The organism is Leisingera sp. ABD4_442 (assembly GCF_056160905.1).
On record NZ_JBSWYB010000002.1, the window covers coordinates 20744 to 39338 of the forward strand.

At 63.2% G+C, this 18595-nt stretch carries 18 protein-coding genes and 1 riboswitch; of the genes, 17 read left to right on the plus strand and 1 reads right to left on the minus strand.

The window, feature by feature from the left end; genetic code table 11:
- The first annotated feature begins 6 nt into the window (after positions 1 to 6).
- Genes ACXAHG_RS01965 through ACXAHG_RS01995 form a run of 7 tightly spaced genes read left to right on the plus strand, consistent with a single transcriptional unit; the run spans position 7 to position 7763 of the window.
- Entirely contained in the window at positions 7 to 1356 is a 1350-nt protein-coding gene (locus tag ACXAHG_RS01965; RefSeq protein ID WP_475055644.1) for an FHA domain-containing protein, read from the plus strand.
- Positions 1340 to 2311, plus strand: coding sequence for a PP2C family protein-serine/threonine phosphatase (locus ACXAHG_RS01970; RefSeq protein ID WP_475055646.1), 972 nt, complete (start codon positions 1340 to 1342; stop codon positions 2309 to 2311). Before ACXAHG_RS01965 ends, ACXAHG_RS01970 begins: the two co-directional genes overlap by 17 nt.
- Complete coding sequence (locus ACXAHG_RS01975) at positions 2308 to 3528, plus strand: hypothetical protein (protein ID WP_475055648.1); 1221 nt, start codon at positions 2308 to 2310, stop codon at positions 3526 to 3528. Before ACXAHG_RS01970 ends, ACXAHG_RS01975 begins: the two co-directional genes overlap by 4 nt.
- 57 nt (positions 3529 to 3585) lie before the next feature.
- The gene (locus ACXAHG_RS01980; RefSeq protein ID WP_475055650.1) at positions 3586 to 5631 is read left to right on the plus strand and encodes a dynamin family protein; all 2046 of its coding nucleotides are present in this window, start codon (positions 3586 to 3588) and stop codon (positions 5629 to 5631) included.
- Positions 5628 to 6587, plus strand: a complete 960-nt coding sequence (locus ACXAHG_RS01985; protein ID WP_475040614.1) for a dynamin family protein — start codon at positions 5628 to 5630, stop codon at positions 6585 to 6587. Before ACXAHG_RS01980 ends, ACXAHG_RS01985 begins: the two co-directional genes overlap by 4 nt.
- Positions 6588 to 6594: 7 nt before the next feature.
- Positions 6595 to 6969 (plus strand): hypothetical protein, encoded by a 375-nt coding sequence (locus ACXAHG_RS01990; RefSeq protein WP_475055651.1) that lies wholly within the window; start codon positions 6595 to 6597, stop codon positions 6967 to 6969.
- Positions 6969 to 7763 (plus strand): hypothetical protein, encoded by a 795-nt coding sequence (locus tag ACXAHG_RS01995; protein WP_475055653.1) that lies wholly within the window; start codon positions 6969 to 6971, stop codon positions 7761 to 7763. The genes ACXAHG_RS01990 and ACXAHG_RS01995 overlap by 1 nt, the downstream gene beginning before the upstream one ends.
- A 70-nt stretch (positions 7764 to 7833) precedes the next feature.
- Here the strand turns inward: ACXAHG_RS01995 and ACXAHG_RS02000 are convergent, their stop codons facing one another.
- On the minus strand, positions 7834 to 8703 hold the full coding sequence (locus tag ACXAHG_RS02000) for a glycosyltransferase family 2 protein (protein ID WP_475040620.1): 870 nt from the start codon (positions 8701 to 8703) through the stop codon (positions 7834 to 7836).
- 126 nt (positions 8704 to 8829) lie between these two features.
- Between ACXAHG_RS02000 and miaB the strand changes: the two genes are divergently transcribed.
- From miaB to trmB, 10 genes are all read left to right on the plus strand, one after another.
- Positions 8830 to 10152 (plus strand): tRNA (N6-isopentenyl adenosine(37)-C2)-methylthiotransferase MiaB, encoded by a 1323-nt coding sequence (miaB, locus tag ACXAHG_RS02005; RefSeq protein WP_475055655.1) that lies wholly within the window; start codon positions 8830 to 8832, stop codon positions 10150 to 10152.
- 308 nt (positions 10153 to 10460) lie between these two features.
- Positions 10461 to 11006 (plus strand): OmpA family protein, encoded by a 546-nt coding sequence (locus ACXAHG_RS02010; RefSeq protein WP_475045206.1) that lies wholly within the window; start codon positions 10461 to 10463, stop codon positions 11004 to 11006.
- Between the two features lie 13 nt (positions 11007 to 11019).
- Positions 11020 to 11325: a hypothetical protein gene (locus ACXAHG_RS02015; RefSeq protein ID WP_475045208.1), complete on the plus strand. Its 306-nt coding sequence runs from the start codon at positions 11020 to 11022 to the stop codon at positions 11323 to 11325.
- A 141-nt stretch (positions 11326 to 11466) separates the two neighbouring features.
- A complete protein-coding gene (locus tag ACXAHG_RS02020; protein ID WP_475040623.1) occupies positions 11467 to 12477 on the plus strand; it encodes a PhoH family protein in 1011 nt (336 codons plus the stop codon).
- A gap of 80 nt (positions 12478 to 12557) precedes the next feature.
- A complete protein-coding gene (gene ybeY / locus ACXAHG_RS02025) occupies positions 12558 to 13070 on the plus strand; it encodes an rRNA maturation RNase YbeY (protein ID WP_475040624.1) in 513 nt (170 codons plus the stop codon).
- 22 nt (positions 13071 to 13092) lie between these two features.
- On the plus strand, positions 13093 to 13992 hold the full coding sequence (locus ACXAHG_RS02030; protein ID WP_475040626.1) for a hemolysin family protein: 900 nt from the start codon (positions 13093 to 13095) through the stop codon (positions 13990 to 13992).
- Positions 13989 to 15488 carry an apolipoprotein N-acyltransferase gene (lnt, locus tag ACXAHG_RS02035; RefSeq protein WP_475055657.1) on the plus strand — a complete coding sequence of 500 codons (1500 nt, stop codon included), beginning with the start codon at positions 13989 to 13991 and terminating at the stop codon, positions 15486 to 15488. The genes ACXAHG_RS02030 and lnt overlap by 4 nt, the downstream gene beginning before the upstream one ends.
- A gap of 61 nt (positions 15489 to 15549) precedes the next feature.
- Positions 15550 to 15599: riboswitch (SAM-SAH riboswitch) on the plus strand.
- 6 nt (positions 15600 to 15605) lie between these two features.
- Positions 15606 to 16787, plus strand: coding sequence for a methionine adenosyltransferase (gene metK, locus ACXAHG_RS02040; protein WP_475055659.1), 1182 nt, complete (start codon positions 15606 to 15608; stop codon positions 16785 to 16787).
- A gap of 277 nt (positions 16788 to 17064) precedes the next feature.
- A complete protein-coding gene (locus tag ACXAHG_RS02045; protein ID WP_475055660.1) occupies positions 17065 to 17709 on the plus strand; it encodes a COG3904 family protein in 645 nt (214 codons plus the stop codon).
- Between the two features lie 104 nt (positions 17710 to 17813).
- Positions 17814 to 18590 carry a tRNA (guanine(46)-N(7))-methyltransferase TrmB gene (gene trmB / locus ACXAHG_RS02050; RefSeq protein ID WP_475055661.1) on the plus strand — a complete coding sequence of 259 codons (777 nt, stop codon included), beginning with the start codon at positions 17814 to 17816 and terminating at the stop codon, positions 18588 to 18590.
- Positions 18591 to 18595 lie beyond the last annotated feature (5 nt).

The following is an 18595-nucleotide window of genomic DNA, read 5'->3' on the forward strand; positions in this document are numbered from 1 at the left end:
ATGGGCATGAAATTCATCAAGGATATCATCGGTGAAAAGCGGGAGCGCGTCCGCCTGGATGGCATTGACCCGCTGTCTGCAGCGCCGGTCGAGCCGCCGGCTCAGGACAGTTTTCCTGCCCGCCCCCCTGGGGCTGAGAGCCGGGCGGACACGGACCGGGCACCATTGAGCCTTGATCGCGGCTTTTTGCTGGAGACGGACCCGGAGCCTGTCGGCGGCAATGGCCCAAACGCCCATGGCACAGCGGCAAGAGCAAGCGCTCAGCCTGAGGATCTCCGGAGCGATGACGGCGGAACTGCAGAGGCTGAAATTCAGGACACCGGCAACATCTGGACAGAAAGCGCCGCGCCGGAGGAAGACGCGATTGCTGCCTTCTTTGCCCGCGAGCAGGCGCACTCCCTTGAAGCCCAGGCGGAAGATGATGCGCCGCCCGCCGGTGCGTTGGAATTGCCTGCTGGTAATCCCGAAACGGGGTCTGCGGGTTTGGTAGAAGACTGGTCCGGTGCGGATGAGGAGGAGCAAGGTTTCAGCGGCGCGCAAGACAGCAGCAGCGGCGCAGACGCTGCAGAAAGCTACCGGATTTTCAAACGCAATGCAGCCGCGCGGCCCGGTCTGGAATCCGCTTCAGAAGTTGTGCTTCCCACCGCAGCTTTAACAGATCCAGCGGACTCTGCATCCAGCTACACGCCACGGCCAGAACCGCAGGTCCAGGCGGACCCTGAGATGGCATTTGAACCCGAGGACGAGCCAGACGCGGCTCTGCCGCCAATGGACGAGACCCGGCACTGTGTTTCCCGCGCTGATCCCGGCCCTCAATCAGCACCTGCTGCGCCGATCGACGTGCCGGCCCCTTCGATGGGCCGCGGCACCAGCCGTGCCGGCCGGGTCAAGACCCGCCTGCTGGGCTTTAGCCCTGCGCAGGCAGCCGGCAGCGATCCGTTCACCCGCAGTGCGGAGGCCGGAGCGCCCGGCTATACCCAGTTCCCGGTGGGCTGGCTTGCCATCGTTAAGGGGCCGGGCCGCGGCGCTGCTTTCACGCTGTTCAGCGGCGTTACCGTCATTGGCCGCGGCGAAGGCCAGACCGTGCGGCTGGACTTCGGCGACAATAGCATCTCCCGCGACAACCATGCTGCCATTGCCTATGATCCGGAACAGAAAGCCTTCTACATCGGTCACGGCGGCAAAGCGAACCTGGTGCGCCGCAATGACCGCCCGGTGCTCAGCACGGAAACCTTGGCGGCGGGCGATCTGATCCGCATCGGTGAAACAACGCTGCGCTTCGTGCCGCTGTGCGGCGCCGATTTCGGCTGGGATCAGCCGCAGCACGGTGATGGCTCTCATGCTGTGTACCGCTGAGTTCGAATTTGATACCGCGACGGCCATCAGCAAGGGCCGACGCGAGCGTCAGGAGGATGCGGTGGCGGCCGATTTTCTGACCGGCACTGGCACCGGGTTTGCAGTGCTGGCGGATGGCATGGGCGGCCATGCTGCAGGCGACGTTGCTGCCAAGATCGTAGTCACGGAGGTGTTCAGTGAACTGAAGCTGCGCGCCGATGATCCGCACGCGCTTGAACAGGATATTACCGCGGTGCTGCAGCAGGCGGCCAATGGCGCCAATGCCTGCCTGAGCGAATACGCCAGCCGCCAGCCCCAGGCCCACGGTATGGGGGCTACCTTGCTGGCCCCGGTGCTGTTCAGCGACCGGCTGTATTGGATTTCAGTGGGCGATTCACCGCTCTACCTGTTTCGCGACGGCGCGCTGATCCGGCTTAATGCGGACCATTCAATGGCAGCCGAAATCGACAGGCTGGTGGCCCAGGGCCGTATGGACCCGGCCGAGGCCGCCAGCCACCCGGACCGCCACTGTGTCACCTCGGTTCTGACTGGCGCGGATATCCCCTGCATAGACTGCCGCAGCACGCCGGTGCGGCTTCAGGATGGCGATATCGTGCTGGCAGCCAGTGACGGGCTGCAATTCCTGGAGGAAGAGGAAATTGCCAGTATTCTGTCCGAGGAATGCTTCAGCTCCAGCGCCCGTATCGGCGCCGCGCTGATGCAGCAGCTGCAGGTGCTGAACGCCCCTGAGCAGGACAACGCCGCTATCTGCGTAATCAAACCCTTCGATCCGCAGGCGGCATTTCCCGCGCCGGACCAGGCGGGCGAAACTGCATCACCGCAGCCGCGGCCCACTGAACAGGCGCCCGCACCGGCCCGCCCGCGCACGGGGCGCCGTGTCATCACCCTCCTGGCATCCGCGACCTGGCGTTCCACGCCGGACGGGCGCCGCAGCAAAACGGATGCATCGGTTTGAGCCTTCCTCAGAGAGACATAAATCCGCTGGCAGGCCAGCTTGAGCAGACGCTGAGCACCGGCCAGCTGCCACCGGAGTTTTCCGGCTGGGGCAGCCAGCTGCTGCAGCGGCTGCGCCAGCCCGTGCAGGTTGCCGTAACCGGTGCTCCCGGAACCGGTAAATCCGCCCTGATCGACATGCTGCTGGGCCGGGTGGTACTCGGGCGCAACGGCGGCGGTCTGCTGATTGATATCTGCCACGGCAGCCAGGAAAGCGTGACCTTTGAGACCGCTTCCGGCGCGTGCCGGCCGCAGCCGGGTGTGCTTGCCGAGCTCGATGTTCCCGAAGGGTGCCTGCGGGTGCGCCAGACGCTGCCAGACACGCGCCTGCGCTGGCACAGTTACCGCGAGCTGCCGCTGGCCGGCCCGCAGCCCCGCCAGCAGCAACTGCTGCGGCAGGCGTCTGCGGCAGCGGACATCTTCTTGTGGTGCACCGAAGAGTTCACCGGCACTGAGCAGTCGCTTTGGGCGGAGGTTCCCGATACCACCAAGGATCACAGTTTTCTGGTCCTCACCATGGCCGACCGATTATTCATGCGCGGGACCCTAGGCGCATTGATCGAGACTTTGGAGCCCGTTGCTGCAGAGGAATTCCTGGGTGTTTACCCGGTGGCTGCGATCCAAGGGCTGACAGCCCAGTCTGCCGCTGCCCCGGCAGAAGAGCTTTGGCGCTCCAGCGGCGGTAAACAGCTGGCAGATGATGTGAGGCGCCAGATCGAACTGGGCCGCGCATCGGACGTCGATCAGGCCGAACTTCTGATCCGCCAGTTTGGCTGCGGTATTTCCGAAGCGGGTTCGCAGCCGCCGCAGGTTGCACCCGCCGCGCCGCCCAATCCCTCTGGTGCCAGCCTGGCTGCGGCGCTTGATCAGCTGCAAAGCGGGGCCGAGGACATGCTGGCCCAGGCCAAGGCTGCAGGCGGACCTGAGGCAGGCCCGGTGCTGGCCCAATGCATGGAGATGATCCGGGCCTTGTCAACGTCGCTCGATGCCATGCCCGCCAGCGATGCAGTGGCCGCCGCACGCGAGGCCGCAGAAGACGGAGAGGAATTGCTGATGCTGTGCCAGCTGGAACAGGGCGAAGATGCTGCAGTCGACGCGGTGACCCTCCTGCTGCAGTTGAAAAAGGAGCTTACCAGCGATCCCCCGGCTGATCCGGACGGCATCGCCCGCGGCCCCTGAGCTTTTCCGCCGCGCAGAACAGAACAAACGTCAAAGCAGAACACAGCAGGCTCCGCCATGAATATGGAAACCCAAATCGAGAGTGCCACCGACATCCGCGCCACAGCGCGCCCAACAAATTTGAGCGCCGGGATGGAGCCGCTGTCTGACTTTGCCCGGAAAGTTCGGCGGCTGGAGACTGCACTGGGGACTCTTTCGGAAGTTTCCGGCGAGCGGGTCCAGCGCAGCCTTGCCCGGTTGCAGGGCGAGCTTGATGCATTTGAGCCCAGCGTCACCCTGCTGGGGCAGGTGAAATCCGGCAAAACCTCGCTGGTCAATGCGATGGCAGGCTGGGCTGACCTTTTGCCCTCCGATGTCAATCCTTGGACCTCTGTTGTCACCTCGCTGCATCTGGAGCCGGGTGAAAACCGCACCGGAAACAAGGCAAGCTTCCAGTTTATGACTGAGGCAGAATGGGACCGGCTGACCACCAAGGGCGGCCGCATCGGTGAAATGGCGGGACGCGCCGGCGCCGGTAGTGAGCTGCAGAAGATCCGCGCCCAAATTGAGGAGATGCGCGAACGTTCCCGGCAGCGGCTGGGCCGCAAGTTCGAGCTTTTGATGGGGCAGAAACATGACTACGGCTATTTCGACAAGAACCTGATCGAACGTTACATTTGCCTGGGTGACGACTTTGACGATGCTCCGCCGGGCGGAACGGACGAGCAGGGCCGCTTCGCCGATATCACCCGCGCCGCCGACCTGTATTTGAATTGCCAGACCGTGCCGCACCGCCTGTGCCTGCGCGACACGCCGGGCGTCAACGACACTTTCATGATGCGCGAGCAGATCACCATCCAGGCGATCCGCGACAGCCGCCTTTGCGTGGTGGTTCTGTCAGCGGGCCAGGCGCTGACTTCGGTCGACATGGGGCTGATCCGGATGATCTCTAATCTCAAGTCGCGCGAGGTTGTGATATTCGTCAACCGCATTGACGAGCTGACGGATCCCGCCGCGCAGATACCAGAGATCGAAGCCAGCATCCGCCAGACGCTGGAAACCCATCACGGGCCTCAGGAGGCGGCGCTCATCTTTGGCAGCGCCTACTGGGCAAACAAAGTGCTAACGGGCGGGCTTGAGCAAATGGACCAGGCCAGTTCGGCTGCACTCCTGAAATGGGCGGAGGCTTCGGTCAATGCATCCCAGGCTCAGGCCTCGGCCCAGAACATGGTTTGGGAGCTGTCGGGCATCCCCGCTCTGAACCGGGTGATCAGCGAACGCATTGCCGGTGATCTGGGCGCACCGCTGCTCACCCGTGTCGCCAGCTCGGCGGTCACTGCGGCCACTGGCCAGCAGGCTGCAAATGCGATCCTGGTGCAGGGGACTGGGGATGGTGCCCAGGTCAATTTCGATGACACCCGCGCTGCTTTCGAGACCCTGTGCCAGCGCCATACGGATGCATTGGAAGCAGAGGTCGGGCAAATTCTGGAGGCCTTCCGTGACCGCGCCGACCGGGCGCATGACACATTCACGGACCGCGCGACCCATGCATTGATCGAGCATCTGGAAAAATGGGGTGAAGACGGCCACTGGGAATACGATCCCGCGGGGCTGCGTATGCTGTTGCGGTCTGCCTATTCGGTGATGGCCAGCCGTCTGCAGACCGCCGCGCAAAAACGTTACGAGGCCGCGGTGCAGGACGTGGCGGAGCTGCTTTTCGATGGTTTCGGACAGGCGGTTGAGGGCATTCAGCTTTCGGTTCCCGAAGTGCCGCAGCCTGCCTCCCCCGTAGCCTTGGCCCAGTCCATTGCGTTGGACTTCAACGACAGCTGGTGGGCCGCCTGGTGGCGCCGCACGCGCGGTTACAAGGCGTTTGCAAACCGCTTCCGCAGCCTGATCGAAGGCGAGACAGAAGATTTCATGGCCCAGCTCAAATTCGTCCAGACCGCAGATGCCAGCACGGCCGTTCTGGCCCGGCTGCAGGCCTTCTTCGACGACCAGCGCGATATTCTTATGGAAATCGCAGGCCACAACCGCAGCGGCATACAGGCTCTTTTCGCTGACGGCAGTGGCCAGGCCCAGGCCGATGCCGCCCTCGATACGCTCAGGAGCTTTGCCGAATGACCCAGGAAACCGCCATGCTTATGCCCGTCTCACCGGCTGCGGAGCCGCAGCGTAAACCCCGTCTGGCACTGATGGGGGAATTCAGCGCTGGTAAAAGCACGCTGACGAATCTTCTGGTGGGGCGCCAGCCGCTACCCACTCGTGTCACCGCCACCCGGCTGCCGCCGGTCTGGATTTCGCATGGGCCGGAGGGCGCCTGCATCACCGGCGCAGATGGCAGCGAAACCCCGGTTCCGGTCAGCGATCTTGCCAATGTGGCGATGGAAACCACCGCTTTGATCCGGCTGACCCTCCCGGCAGAAGCTTTGGAGCTTTGCGATCTTATCGATATGCCCGGCATCTCCGATCCCAACATGCCCGCCGGCGTCTGGCAGTCCCTGCTGCCGGAGGTGGACAGCGTGATTTGGTGCACCCATGCCACCCAGGCCTGGCGTCAATCCGAAGCCGCCGTGTGGGAGGAAATCTCCCCCAGTCTCAGCGGTCCGGGCACTCTTTTGGTCACACATTTCGATAAGCTCAGGAATGCCCGCGACCAGGAACGTGTCCTGCGCCGTGTGAAAAAGGAAGCGGGAGAAGCCTTTGCCGCTATCTTCCCGCTGTCGCTCAGCCAGGCGCTGTCAGCAGGCGAAGACCGGGAAGCCTGGAAATCCAGCGGCGCGGACAGCTTTATCGAGTATCTGGTCGACATGCTTTTGAACTGGGGGCAGTCCGGCGGGACAGCCGCCGCGCTGCAAGAAAAGGCGGACCCGCCGTCGCCATCCCGGCAGAGCACGCCGCTGACCGGCGAGGTTTTGGATTTCGACGGCAAGCGCATACGCGCAGAGCAGGACAAGCCTCAAGAGGCGGCATCTCGCGGGCAGGCAGGCCCGCAAGTGCTGCCGCGCCGGGTGACAACGGGTAAACGCAGCGGGCGGCCGGGGCGGAGCCGTCCCGTTGTTCAGCCTGCCGGGGAGTGATCGCCGCATGACACTGTCCAGCCAGCTTGATGCCTTGCGCCTCAGTGACGCCGGCTGCCGCCTGGCAGCTTTCGGTGATCTGCAGGCCAGCATTGTGCTGCGCAGCAGCAGCGCGGCCAGCCACCCCCAGGAATATCTCGATGAACTCTGCCAGCAGGCCCGCCGCGGTTTCCTTCTGCTGGAAGCTGCATCTGCCAATCCCGGCGTCTGCCCGCCTGGCAAAGAGATCTTGCTTCTGACCCCGGGCGAGGCCCGTGTTTTTGTGCGTGCGGAAGATGGCTCCGGTGATGCGGTTCTTTGCATCTGCGACAATGCAGAAAGTGCGCGGCGGCTCACCGCTCGGGCTTGCGAATTGCTGTCCGCGGCGGCGGAGGAGGCATGATGGCTGAACTGCCTGCAATTCCTGCACCATGCCCGGAGCCCGGCAAGGAGCGCCTTTGGCAGGCGCTGCACCGCCTGGCTGAAACGCCGGAACAAACCCGGTTGCGTTTGTGCCAGACTGGCTGCGGGCAGCCGCCTCTGATCGCGGCGGTTTTGCGTGAGATCAGGGAAACCATGCTGCCGCGCAGGGTAGCTGTGTTCTTCGGGGCAAAGCCCGCGGCAGAGTTTACCGCGGCGCAGCGAAGGATTTCCGGCCTGACGCTGGGCGGTCCGGCAGACATCAGCACAGGTGCAGACAGTCCGGAGGCTGCTGCACATCTCTTCGCAGCCCGGTTGCAAACGCTGGCGGCTGAAGCCGGAACCCAGGAGTTTTCCATCCGCCGAAGCCGCTGCAAGGCGCCGGTTGAAGCCGGCAGCTGCTCTGCAGAAATGCTGGAGACCGCGTTGCAGGGCAGCCGCAGCAGCGGTCCGCTGGCCCGCCTCCGGCCGCTCGCAGCAGCGCAGGCTAAGGCGTGGCTGTATATCGGGCGGGACAGCAAGTTCCCGGAAACCAGCGGGCCGGATGCCCAGCTGCGCCAGCTTGAGGCTGTCCGGTCCGCGATGTCACAGCAAGCCTCTGGCCCGGTTTCCGCAAGAATGCCCCCACAGAAGCCGGAGTGCCTATTGCTGCCGGTGACGCCTCAAGACTGCATTCTTGCGGTGTCCGCAGGAGAGGACACCATGCTGCTGGCCATAAGTGCAGAGGCCGCAGGCAGAATGCTGGACAACTGGGCCCGGATATTTCCCGGCAACTGAACCGCACAACCGTTTGCACAAATCGCGCAGGCTGCAGGACGTCCGCGGCTCAAGAAGGGTCAGGAGCGGGTCAGAACCACTGTCCGGGTTCCATCAGGCCCAGATCCAGCAACTGGCGTGAATGCCATTCGAACGGCGCGGAATTGTGCCAGCGGAAGGTCTGGATGTCGAACGTCGACCCTGGGTTGCGTTTCAGCGCCTTGGCAGTCCGGAAGGAACACACCGCGGCAGTCAGGTTGTGGTGCCAGGGGCAGGCATAGGTGTTGTATTCCTGATCGTTAAAGGTGTGATCCGGCTGCAGTTCCAGCCCGGGCTTGGCCTTGAACAGGGAAATCCGGTCAATCTTGCGGCTCTTGTCGGGAATGTGCTCCTCGAACCGCCAGCGGACGCCGCCAAAAAAGTCCAGCTGCCGTTCCCGCGGATGGCCGGTTGCCGGATCACTGCGCGACTGGGCGTAATAGCCTGACTTATCGAGATAGGCGGCCTCCAGTGACACGGCTCCGGGACAGGCCTCCAGATCGCCGGCATAAAGGTCGATCACATAGCTGAGCATCGCATCGCGCCGCTCCTCGGTGTGAAAAGCCAGCATCTCGCCGACGCTGCGGGTTTCGCAGAACGGGTAAAACAGGTATTCCGCGTTGTAGCAGTAATAGAGCCAGCAACCAGGCTGGGCAGCGCCGATCACCGCATTGACCGCCTTCGTCACAGCGCCCTCCGGGGTGCAGTCAAACGGCACCCGGTGCACCTTGGCGCGCACGTCTTGCGGCAGGTCAAATGCATCCGGCATCAGCGCCACGACAGCCTTGAAGCCGCATTGCAAATGGTGGCGCAACGTGGTGGCGATTTCTGCTTCATCCTCGATAAAGACCAGAGCAACCGGCCCTTTGGCCAGCAGTGCCTTGCCCTCTTTCAGAAAATCCTGCAGCGAAGAATACATCATGCCTGTCTGCCTTTGCCTTTCTGGCCTTTGCGGTCAAAATCGGGTAATTCCCGCCTCATTGCAAGCGGCGGCATTTGACTGTAAGGCAGGCCGCTGACCCCGGATCAGGCTGGAAGGCTGAGACTCATGAGCGCGCCCAAGAAGCTTTTTATCAAGACCTATGGCTGTCAGATGAATGTCTACGACAGCGAACGCATGGCCGAAGCGCTGGGCGGCGAAGGCTATGTCGAGACCAAATCGGCGGATGATGCCGACATGATCCTGCTCAACACCTGCCACATCCGGGAAAAGGCGGCCGAGAAGGTCTATTCCGAGCTGGGCCGTTTCAAAGGGCTGAAGGCGGAAAAGCCGGACCTGAAAATCGGCGTTGCGGGCTGCGTCGCCCAGGCCGAGGGCGAAGAGATCATGCGCCGCCAGCCGCTGGTCGATCTGGTGGTCGGCCCGCAAAGCTATCACCGCCTGCCCGAGATGGAAGCCAAGGCGCGGGAAGGGGAGAAGGTGCTGGACACCGATTTCCCCGAGGAAGACAAGTTCGAGAAACTGAAGAACCGCCCCAAGGCCAAACGCGGCCCGGCGGCCTTCCTGACGGTGCAGGAAGGCTGCGACAAATTCTGCGCGTTCTGCGTGGTGCCTTACACACGCGGTGCCGAAGTTTCGCGCCCGGCAGACCGTATCTTGCGCGAGGCGCAGGATTTGGTGGAGCGCGGCGTGCGGGAAATCACCCTCTTGGGCCAGAACGTGAACGCCTACCACGGTGCAGGCCCCAATGGCGACCTGACCCTGGCGCAGCTGATTTGGGAGCTGGACAAGATCGACGGGCTGGAGCGCATCCGCTTCACCACCTCGCATCCGAACGACATGCAGGATGACCTGATTGAGGCGCATGGCACCTGCGCCAAGCTGATGCCCTATCTGCACCTGCCGGTGCAGGCCGGATCTGACAAGATCCTTAAACGGATGAACCGTTCACACACCGCCGAAAGCTATATCCGCCTGATTGAGCGCATCCGCGCGGCGCGGCCCGACATCCTGATCTCAGGCGACTTCATCGTCGGCTTCCCGGAAGAGACCGAAGAGGATTTCCAGGCCACCATGGACCTGGTGGAAGAGGTGAAATACGGCACCGCTTATTCCTTCAAATACTCCACCCGCCCTGGCACCCCGGCGGCAGAACGTGCCCAGGTCGACCCGGCAGCAGCTGACGACCGTCTGCAGCGCCTGCAGGCCCTGCTGACCAAGCAGCAGCGCGAGGTGCAGGACAGCATGGTCGGCCGCGAGGTTGGCGTGCTGTTCGAAAAGGCGGGCCGCCTGCCAGGTCAGATGGTGGGCAAATCCGATTACCTTCACGCGGTGCACGTCGCCGATTGCAGCCGTGCGGTTGGTGATCTGGCCCGCGTCAGGATCGTGTCCTCGGGCGCGAATTCCCTTGCGGGCGAGCTGATCGGCTGATCCCCCAAAAGTGCCGCGAATCTCTCAAGCCGCCCTTGCAGGGGCGGCTTTTTCCCGTTCCGGCGGACAGCAAGTGAGTCCCGATTGCATCGGTTCAGGCAACAATTTCCCTTGGGCGCTTTGAGTGTTCCGCGAATGCGCATAGTCTGCGCGGAATAATAATCAATTTAGCAGGTAAGCTGTATCAATTTCAGGTAGTTTTGCTCTTATGGCCTGAGCGGTGGGCACGTATGCGGCAAACACCCTGGGGGAACTTAGGTGAAGGAAATCTGGTTGTGTTGACACTCAAATTGAACAAGGCGATTGCGATGGCCGCTGCTGCTGCGGCCGCGTTCAGCATCGCCGCCGCGCCTGCCAGCGCGCAGTCCGGGCAGCGGACCATTAAGGGCGAACGCTATATTCCCACCATCTGGGTTGACCCGGATGGCTGCGAGCATTGGGTGATGGACGACGGGGCAGAGGGCTTCATGACCCCGCATGTCACCCCGGACGGCAAACCGGTTTGCCGCCAGGGCAACATTTGCGGCGTCATGCCGACCGACCAGTTTTTTGCCACGGACAAGCACTACATCAACGCCGCCGGCCGCAAACGCCTGGGTGAGTTTTTCCAGCAGGCCAAGTCGGATGGCGTGCGCTCCTTTGTGATCGCGGGCCACACTGACAGCCGGGCCTCGGATGAATACAATATCCGCCTGTCCGAACGCCGCGCCGGTGCGGTGGCGCAAGTGGCCCGTTCAGTCGGCGCCCGGATCAACGATGTGCGCGCCTATGGCGAACGCGACCCGCGGGTGCCCAACACCAGCGCGGCCAACATGGCGCAGAACCGCCGTGTCGAAATTTACTGCCTGCGCTGAGGGGAGAGGAATGATGAAAACAGCAAAAGCCGCCGTGTTCCTTGCCGCTGCCGCAGCAGTATCGGCCTGCACGCCCGCAATCGACAAAACATCCGACCAGCACGTCGGTGATGGCAGGTCATTGGACCTGTCCAATCTGACCGCGGGCATCTGGGTGGATCCCCAGGGCTGCGAGCACTGGATTATTGACGATGGCCTGGAAGGTTATGCGGACCTGCGCCGCACGCCTGATGGCAAGCCCGTCTGCAATAGCGAACTGCCGCGCAATGTGGCAACCGGCCCGTTCAAGAAGGGCTCGACCTTCGGCGATCCGATCTGATTGCAGCGCCTTACCCTTCTCAGCAGCCGCCCTCCGGGGCGGCTCTTTTGTTTCATTTGAGTGATTTTCTGCTGCGCATGCTTGCGCAAACGGTGGCGGGGCGGCAAACTGAAAGAGCAACGCCAGATTGAGGAGATCAGCTTGGCCTTCAGTGCCCTGAATGACGCGCAAGACCAGTCCGCAACCCACGAAGTGCTTCTGGAATTTCCCGACAACCGATTGCTGATCGACCTGTGCGGCGAATACGACCGCAACCTGGCTGACATCGAACAAAAATTGGGTGTGCAGATCGTCCGCCGCGGCAATCAGCTGTCGGTCATGGGCGAAGATTCGGCGCGCGAACAGGCGGCAGGTGTGCTGACAGCGCTTTATGACCGCCTGGAAACCGGCCGCAGTGTCGAAAGCGGCGACATCGACCGCGAGCTGCGGATGGGCCCGGAAAGTGATGACGCCGAACCGGACGGGCAGCTCAAGATGTTCCACGGCGGCCGGGTGGAGATCAAGACTCGCAAGAAACTGGTGGAGCCGCGCACCGAGGCGCAGAAGGCCTATGTGCATTCATTGTTCGAGAACGAACTGGCTTTCGGCATCGGCCCGGCCGGCACCGGCAAGACCTATCTGGCGGTGGCCGTGGGTGTCTCCATGTTCATCACCGGCCATGTCGACCGCATCATCCTGTCCCGCCCTGCTGTTGAGGCTGGCGAAAAGCTTGGCTACCTGCCCGGCGACATGAAGGACAAGGTCGACCCCTACATGCAGCCCTTGTATGACGCGCTGAACGATTTCCTGCCGGGCAAGCAGCTGGCCAAGCTGATTGAGGAAAAGCGCATCGAGATCGCGCCCCTGGCCTTCATGCGCGGCCGCACGCTCTCCAATGCCTTTGTGGTGCTGGATGAGGCGCAGAATGCCACCACCATGCAGATGAAGATGTTCCTGACCCGCCTGGGCGAGGGCTCGCGCATGGTGATCACCGGCGACCGGTCCCAGGTTGACCTGCCGCGCGGGGTGCAATCCGGCCTGGCTGACGCCGAACGGCTGCTGAAATCGATCCCCAAGATCAGCTTCAACTACTTCACCGCCCGCGATGTGGTCCGCCACCCCCTTGTGGCGGCGATCATCGAAGCCTATGACGCGGACGCAAAACCGGCCTGATGCGCTCTGCCCGTCAGGCTTCTTCTTTGTGAAAATACTCCGGGGGTGCGGGGGGCGGCCCCCGCGTATGCAGCCGATCCATGACGCTCGACATCACCATCGAAGACCGCCGCTGGCAGGATGCCGGGCTTGAGGTCCTGGCCGAAGAGGCTGTTGCCGCCGTTCTGGAGCATTTCCAGCTCGATCCGGAGGACTGTGAAATCTCTCTTCTGGCCTGCGATGACGCAGAAATCGCCGGGCTGAACGCGGAATTCCGGGAAAAACCGGCCCCCACCAATGTCCTCAGCTGGCCTGCAGAAGAGCGGGGGCCCCAGGAGGACGGCGGCTCTCCGCTGACGCCTGAGCCGGATTTCACCGGTGAAATCCCGCTGGGGGATATCGCGATTGCCTTTGATACCTGCGCCCGCGAAGCAGCAGAGGCAGGAAAGCCGCTGGCTGACCACACGCGCCATTTGGTCGTTCACGGAATGTTGCATCTTCTGGGGTATGATCACATTCGTGACCGCGATGCCGCATTGATGGAAGGGATTGAGGTGCAGATACTTGGCAAAATGGGTATCGCGAACCCATATATGAGTGAGGACGCCCCGTGACCGGGGTTTTTGGATAGGACCGATGGGCGACATAGAAGGCAGTTCTAACGCGGCGCAGGGCGCGCTGCAGAACGTGAACGGGACAGGCGCGGAGCCGCCTGCAGAGGATAAACCGGGATTTTGGGCGCGGCTTGTCGGCGCCTTCAACACCGACACCCCGGCCCAGGAAGACAGCGGCAGCGAACAGCCCGCTGCCGGGGCTGAGCCGCGCGGCATGATGAACCTGCGCCGTTTGCGGGTCGAGGATGTTGCCATCCCCTCTGCCGAAGTGGCCGCCGTGCCGGTGACCATTGCCAAGGAAGACCTGGTCGGCATTTTCCGTGAAAGCGGCTTTACCCGGATACCTGTATACGAGGGCACGCTGGACACGCCCCTGGGCTTTGTTCATCTCAAGGATTTTTCTCTGACACACGGTTTCAATGGCGGCACCTCTGACTTTGAACTGTCGCAGATGCTGCGGCCGCTGTTGTTCGTGCCGCCGTCAATGCCGATTGGCGTGCTGCTGACCAAGATGCAGGCAGAGCGCCGCCATATGGCGCTGGTGATTGACGAATACGGCGGTGTGGACGGCCTGGTCACCATCGAAGACTTGATCGAACAGGTGGTGGGTGAGATCGAGGACGAGCACGACGCCGACGAGCTGCAGACCTGGTTCCAGGAAAAGCCCGGCTGCTACATCGCGCTGGCCCGTACTCCGCTGCCGGAGTTCGAGGCAGAGATCGGCCAGTCGCTCACCAGCCACGACGATGTGGACGAGGAGGAGATCGAGACGCTTGGCGGCCTTGTTTTCATGCTGTCCGGCCGGGTGCCGGCCCGCGGCGAAGTGATCGAACACCCCGAAGGCGCCGAATTTGAAGTCATGGATGCCGACCCGCGGCGGATCAAGCGCCTGCGGGTCCGGCTGCCGGACGCCGCCGCATGATCTCACTCGGGCTGGGCAGCGCCGCGCGGCAGCTCAGGCTGGCACCCGCCGGGCTGGCGGTTGGCAGCGGGGCGCTGCTGTCGCTGGCGCTGGCCCCCTGGCATGTCCTGATCGGCGTACCTGCGGCCCTGGCCGCGGCGGGTTTTCTGATTCTGCGGTCCGCTTCGGCCCGTGCCGCGGCGCTGGCGGGCTGGCTGTTCGGGCTTGGCTATTTTGCCTTTGGCCTGTCCTGGATCATCGAGCCGTTCCAAATCGACCCGGAGCGGCACGCCTGGATGGCGCCATTTGCGCTGGTCTTTCTGGCGGCAGGCCTCGCCTTGTTCTGGGGGGCGGCCTTTGGCCTGGCAGCCCGGTTCAGCCGCGGCGCCTGGCGTATCCCAATGCTGGCGGCGCTCTGGAGCTTGGCTGAATTTGCCCGGGCTTATCTGTTGACCGGTTTTCCCTGGGCGGGGTTGGGTCAGTTCTGGATTGATACACCGGCTGCGCATCTGCTGCCTTGGATCGGGCCGCAGGGGCTGGCGCTGCTGTTGCTTGCGGCCTTTCTGCCGCTGGCTCTGATACGGCACAATGTTCTTGCCGCCGCCGCACCGCTTGCGCTGTCTGCGGTTGCGGTGCTTGCCGTTCCTGCCCCGCCGCCAGCGGAACAAACCGGCAAGATCGTGCGAATCGTTCAACCCAACGCACCGCAGAATCAGAAGTGGCACCCGGAGCACCGCTGGGAATTTGTCCGCAGGTCCGTTGCGTTTTCCGCAGCAGAGCCGCGCCCGGATCTGATCGTCTGGCCGGAAACCGCTGTGCCGCAGCTGCTGAACTATGCAGAGGACACGCTGCGGATCATCTCGGACAGCGCAGGCGGCGTGCCGGTGCTGCTGGGTATCCAGCGGGAGGAGCAGGGCGCCTATTTCAATTCCGCTGTGCTGCTGGAGGCCGATGGCCTGCCTGCCGCCACCTATGACAAGGCTCATCTGGTGCCCTTTGGGGAATACGTGCCCTTTGGCGATGTGATGGCGCGCTTTGGTATCCACGGTTTCGCGTCGCAGGCGGGGGCAGGATATGCTGCCGGACCCGGGGCGCAACTCATGGACCTGCCGGTTGGCAGCGCCCTCCCGCTAATCTGCTATGAGGCTGTTTTTCCTCAGGATGTGAACGCCGCAGAAACCCGGCCGCAGATGCTGGTGCAGATCACTAACGATGCCTGGTTCGGCACCCGCTCCGGCCCTTATCAGCATTTGGTTCAGGCCCGGATGCGGGCATTGGAACAGGGTCTGCCGATGATCCGGGCCGCCAATACCGGTGTGTCGGCAATGATCGCGCCGGATGGAAAAATGCTGGAACATCTGCCCTTGGGCGAGGCAGGGTATATTGATGCGGCCCTGCCGGCACCGTTGCCGCCGACGCTTTATAGCAGGACCGGAGACTGGCCTGTCCTGTTGCTGGGCCTGTTTGCCGCGGGCGCCGTGCTGTTGCGGTCCCGCACCCTTGCAACGCGGTCATAGCTGCTTAACTCTGATGGAATATAGATTGACCCGCGCGGATGAGCCGCGTAATGCGGCTTGATACCTGCCACAACGGCTTCCTGGCGTGGCAAGGATGGAACCAATGGAGCACTTTTCATGACCCGTATGAACTACACCTTCACTTCGGAATCGGTTTCCGAAGGCCACCCGGACAAGGTCTGCGACCGCATTTCGGATGCGGTTCTGGACGCTTTTCTGGCGGAAGAGCCCGAAGCACGTGTGGCGGCAGAGACATTCGCCACCACGAACCGTGTTGTCATCGGGGGCGAGGTTGGCCTGTCCGATCAGGACAAGCTGCACGACTACATGGGCAAAATCGACGAGATTGCCCGCGCCTGCATCAAGGACATCGGTTACGAGCAGGACAAGTTCCACCACGAAACCGTGGAAGTGACCAACCTGCTGCACGAACAGTCCGCCCATATCGCCCAGGGCGTGGATGCGGCGGCCGATAAGGACGAAGGTGCCGGCGACCAGGGCATCATGTTCGGCTTTGCCACCAATGAAACAGACGCGCTGATGCCGGCGCCGATCCAGTTCTCCCACGCAATCCTGCGCCGCCTGGCGGAAGTGCGCAAGAACGGCACCGAGCCGGCGCTGGGCCCGGACGCGAAATCGCAGTTGTCGGTGGTTTATGAAGGCGGCAAGCCGGTGGGCATCAGCTCGCTGGTGCTGTCGACCCAGCACCTCGATGAATCGCTGACCTCGAATGACATCCGCGCCATCGTGGAGCCTTACATCCGCGAAACGCTGCCGCAAGGCTGGCTGACCGATGCCACCGAATGGCACGTAAACCCCACCGGCAAGTTCGTGATCGGCGGCCCGGATGGCGATGCAGGCCTCACCGGCCGCAAGATCATCGTTGACACCTATGGCGGTGCCGCTCCGCATGGCGGCGGTGCGTTCTCCGGCAAGGATCCGACCAAGGTGGACCGTTCGGCAGCCTATGCCGCACGCTACCTGGCCAAGAACGTGGTGGCTGCAGGGATGGCGGAGAAATGCACCATCCAGCTGTCTTATGCCATTGGCGTGTCCAAGCCGCTGTCGATCTATGCTGATACCCATGGCACCGGCGAGGTTGCGCCTGCGGCCATCGAAAAGGCGATTGACCAGGTGATGGACTTGACCCCGCGCGGCATCCGGTCGCACCTGGGCCTGAACAAGCCGATCTACCAGCGCACTGCGGCCTACGGCCACTTTGGCCGCGACCCGGAGGCCGACGGCGGCTTCAGCTGGGAACGCACCGATCTGGCCGAGGCGCTGAAAAAAGCGGTCTGAGGCCGGAACGACAGTTTGAGAGGGCGGGCCGCGGGGTCCGCTCTTTTCGTTTGCCGAAGCGCTCCCGCCCGGAAAAGGGCATTCGGGAAATACCCTTCTCCCGTTGGGCCGGGCGCCGCGCCGCAGCGCGGCGGACCAGTCAGCACTGCTGACCGGATGTTTCGCGCGCGAAACATTGGGACAATACCGCTGACCTTCTTTCCGTCTGGAGCGCCGTGGCGGGCTGCGCCATAGTGGGGCGGGATTTTCAGCTGCCGGGACTGTGATGCTGCGATTGATGACTGTGTTTTTTTGCCTTGCTCTGGCGCAGGGCACCGCGGCCAAGGATGGTCTGCCGCAGAAATTCAGCCTGCAGGGCGGTACCCTGGTCTATGACACAGAGACAAAGGTGGAGGGCGAGCCGGCCGAGATCACTGAGAAAGACATCGGGCGGTTGCGCAAGATCCTGAAAAAGAACCCGGAGATTTCGGAACTGCAGCTCAACAGTATCGGCGGCAGCGTCTATGCCGGCGAGCAAATCGCGGGGCTGGTGCTGGAATACGGCCTGGATACCTCGATTGACGGGGACTGCATCAGCGCCTGCGTTGATGTGTTTCTGGCTGGCCAGCGGCGGCGGATGACTCTGGGGTCGCGGATCGGGTTTCACCAGCGCAACTGGCCTGCAGAAGCGGTGCATAAGTACTACCGCAGCGAACGCAAGGCGCAGCGCTGGGCGACGCCGTTTGAATTCGGCTCCTGGATCTATGAGGACACCCAGCGCGAGATTTATGACCATCTGAGCTATATGGTGGCCCGCGGGGTCGATCCGGGGTTTGCGATCGAAACCATGCGCACGGACCCGGATGGGGAATGGTACCCCAGCCGCCTGCGGCTGATCGCGGCGGGGGTGCTGCGGGAGGTGCTGCCTGGTCAGCGGCCCTAGGGTGGCGGACCGGGCAGACGTGACGCCGGCTTGACCCTGAGGCCCCATTGCGGCAGAGGAGCGGCCAGCCTTTCAAATACTGCCTCGAACAGGAGTCCAGACGCATGTCCGGCGACCAGAAGCCCAGCGGCACCCAATCCGCGGATACCCAGCCCACCGCCGCGGACGCGGCAGAGAAACACGCCAGCGGCGCGCCCTGGCGCAACTTCTATGGCCGCTTCAAGGGCAAGACCCTGAAAGACAGCCAGAAGCGTTACCTGGAGGAGGACCTGGCAAGCCTCAGCCCCGGGGCCGTTGGCTGGGAGGAAAACCCGGACCGCAACCCGCTGGACCTGGACGCGCTGTTCGGCGGCAATGATGTCTGGCTGGAGGTCGGATTTGGCGGCGGTGAGCATCTGGTGCATCAGGCGGTCAGCAATCCGGACGTTGGCATCATCGGTGCAGAGCCCTTTATCAATGGTGTAGCCATGCTTCTGGGCAAAATCCGCAATGCGGGTGCGGACAATATCGCCGTGCACCCCGGCGATGCACGCGACCTGATGGATGTGCTGCCAGCGGCGTCCATCTCCCGGGCCTTCCTGCTTTACCCCGACCCCTGGCCCAAGGCCCGCCACCACCGCCGCCGCTTTGTGACGCAGGAACATCTGGAGCCGCTGGCCCGCACCCTGAAGCCGGGCGCGATTTTCCGGGTGGCGACCGATATCCCCGACTACGTCCGCCAGACTCTGGAGGAAGTGCCCAAGGCAGGCTTTGAATGGTTGGCGGAAGGCCCCGCCGACTGGCGCCAGCCGTGGGATGACTGGATCTCCACCCGCTATGAGCAGAAGGCCCTGCGCGAAGGCCGCACCCCGCATTACCTGACCTTCCGCCGCCTGGGCTGAAGCCG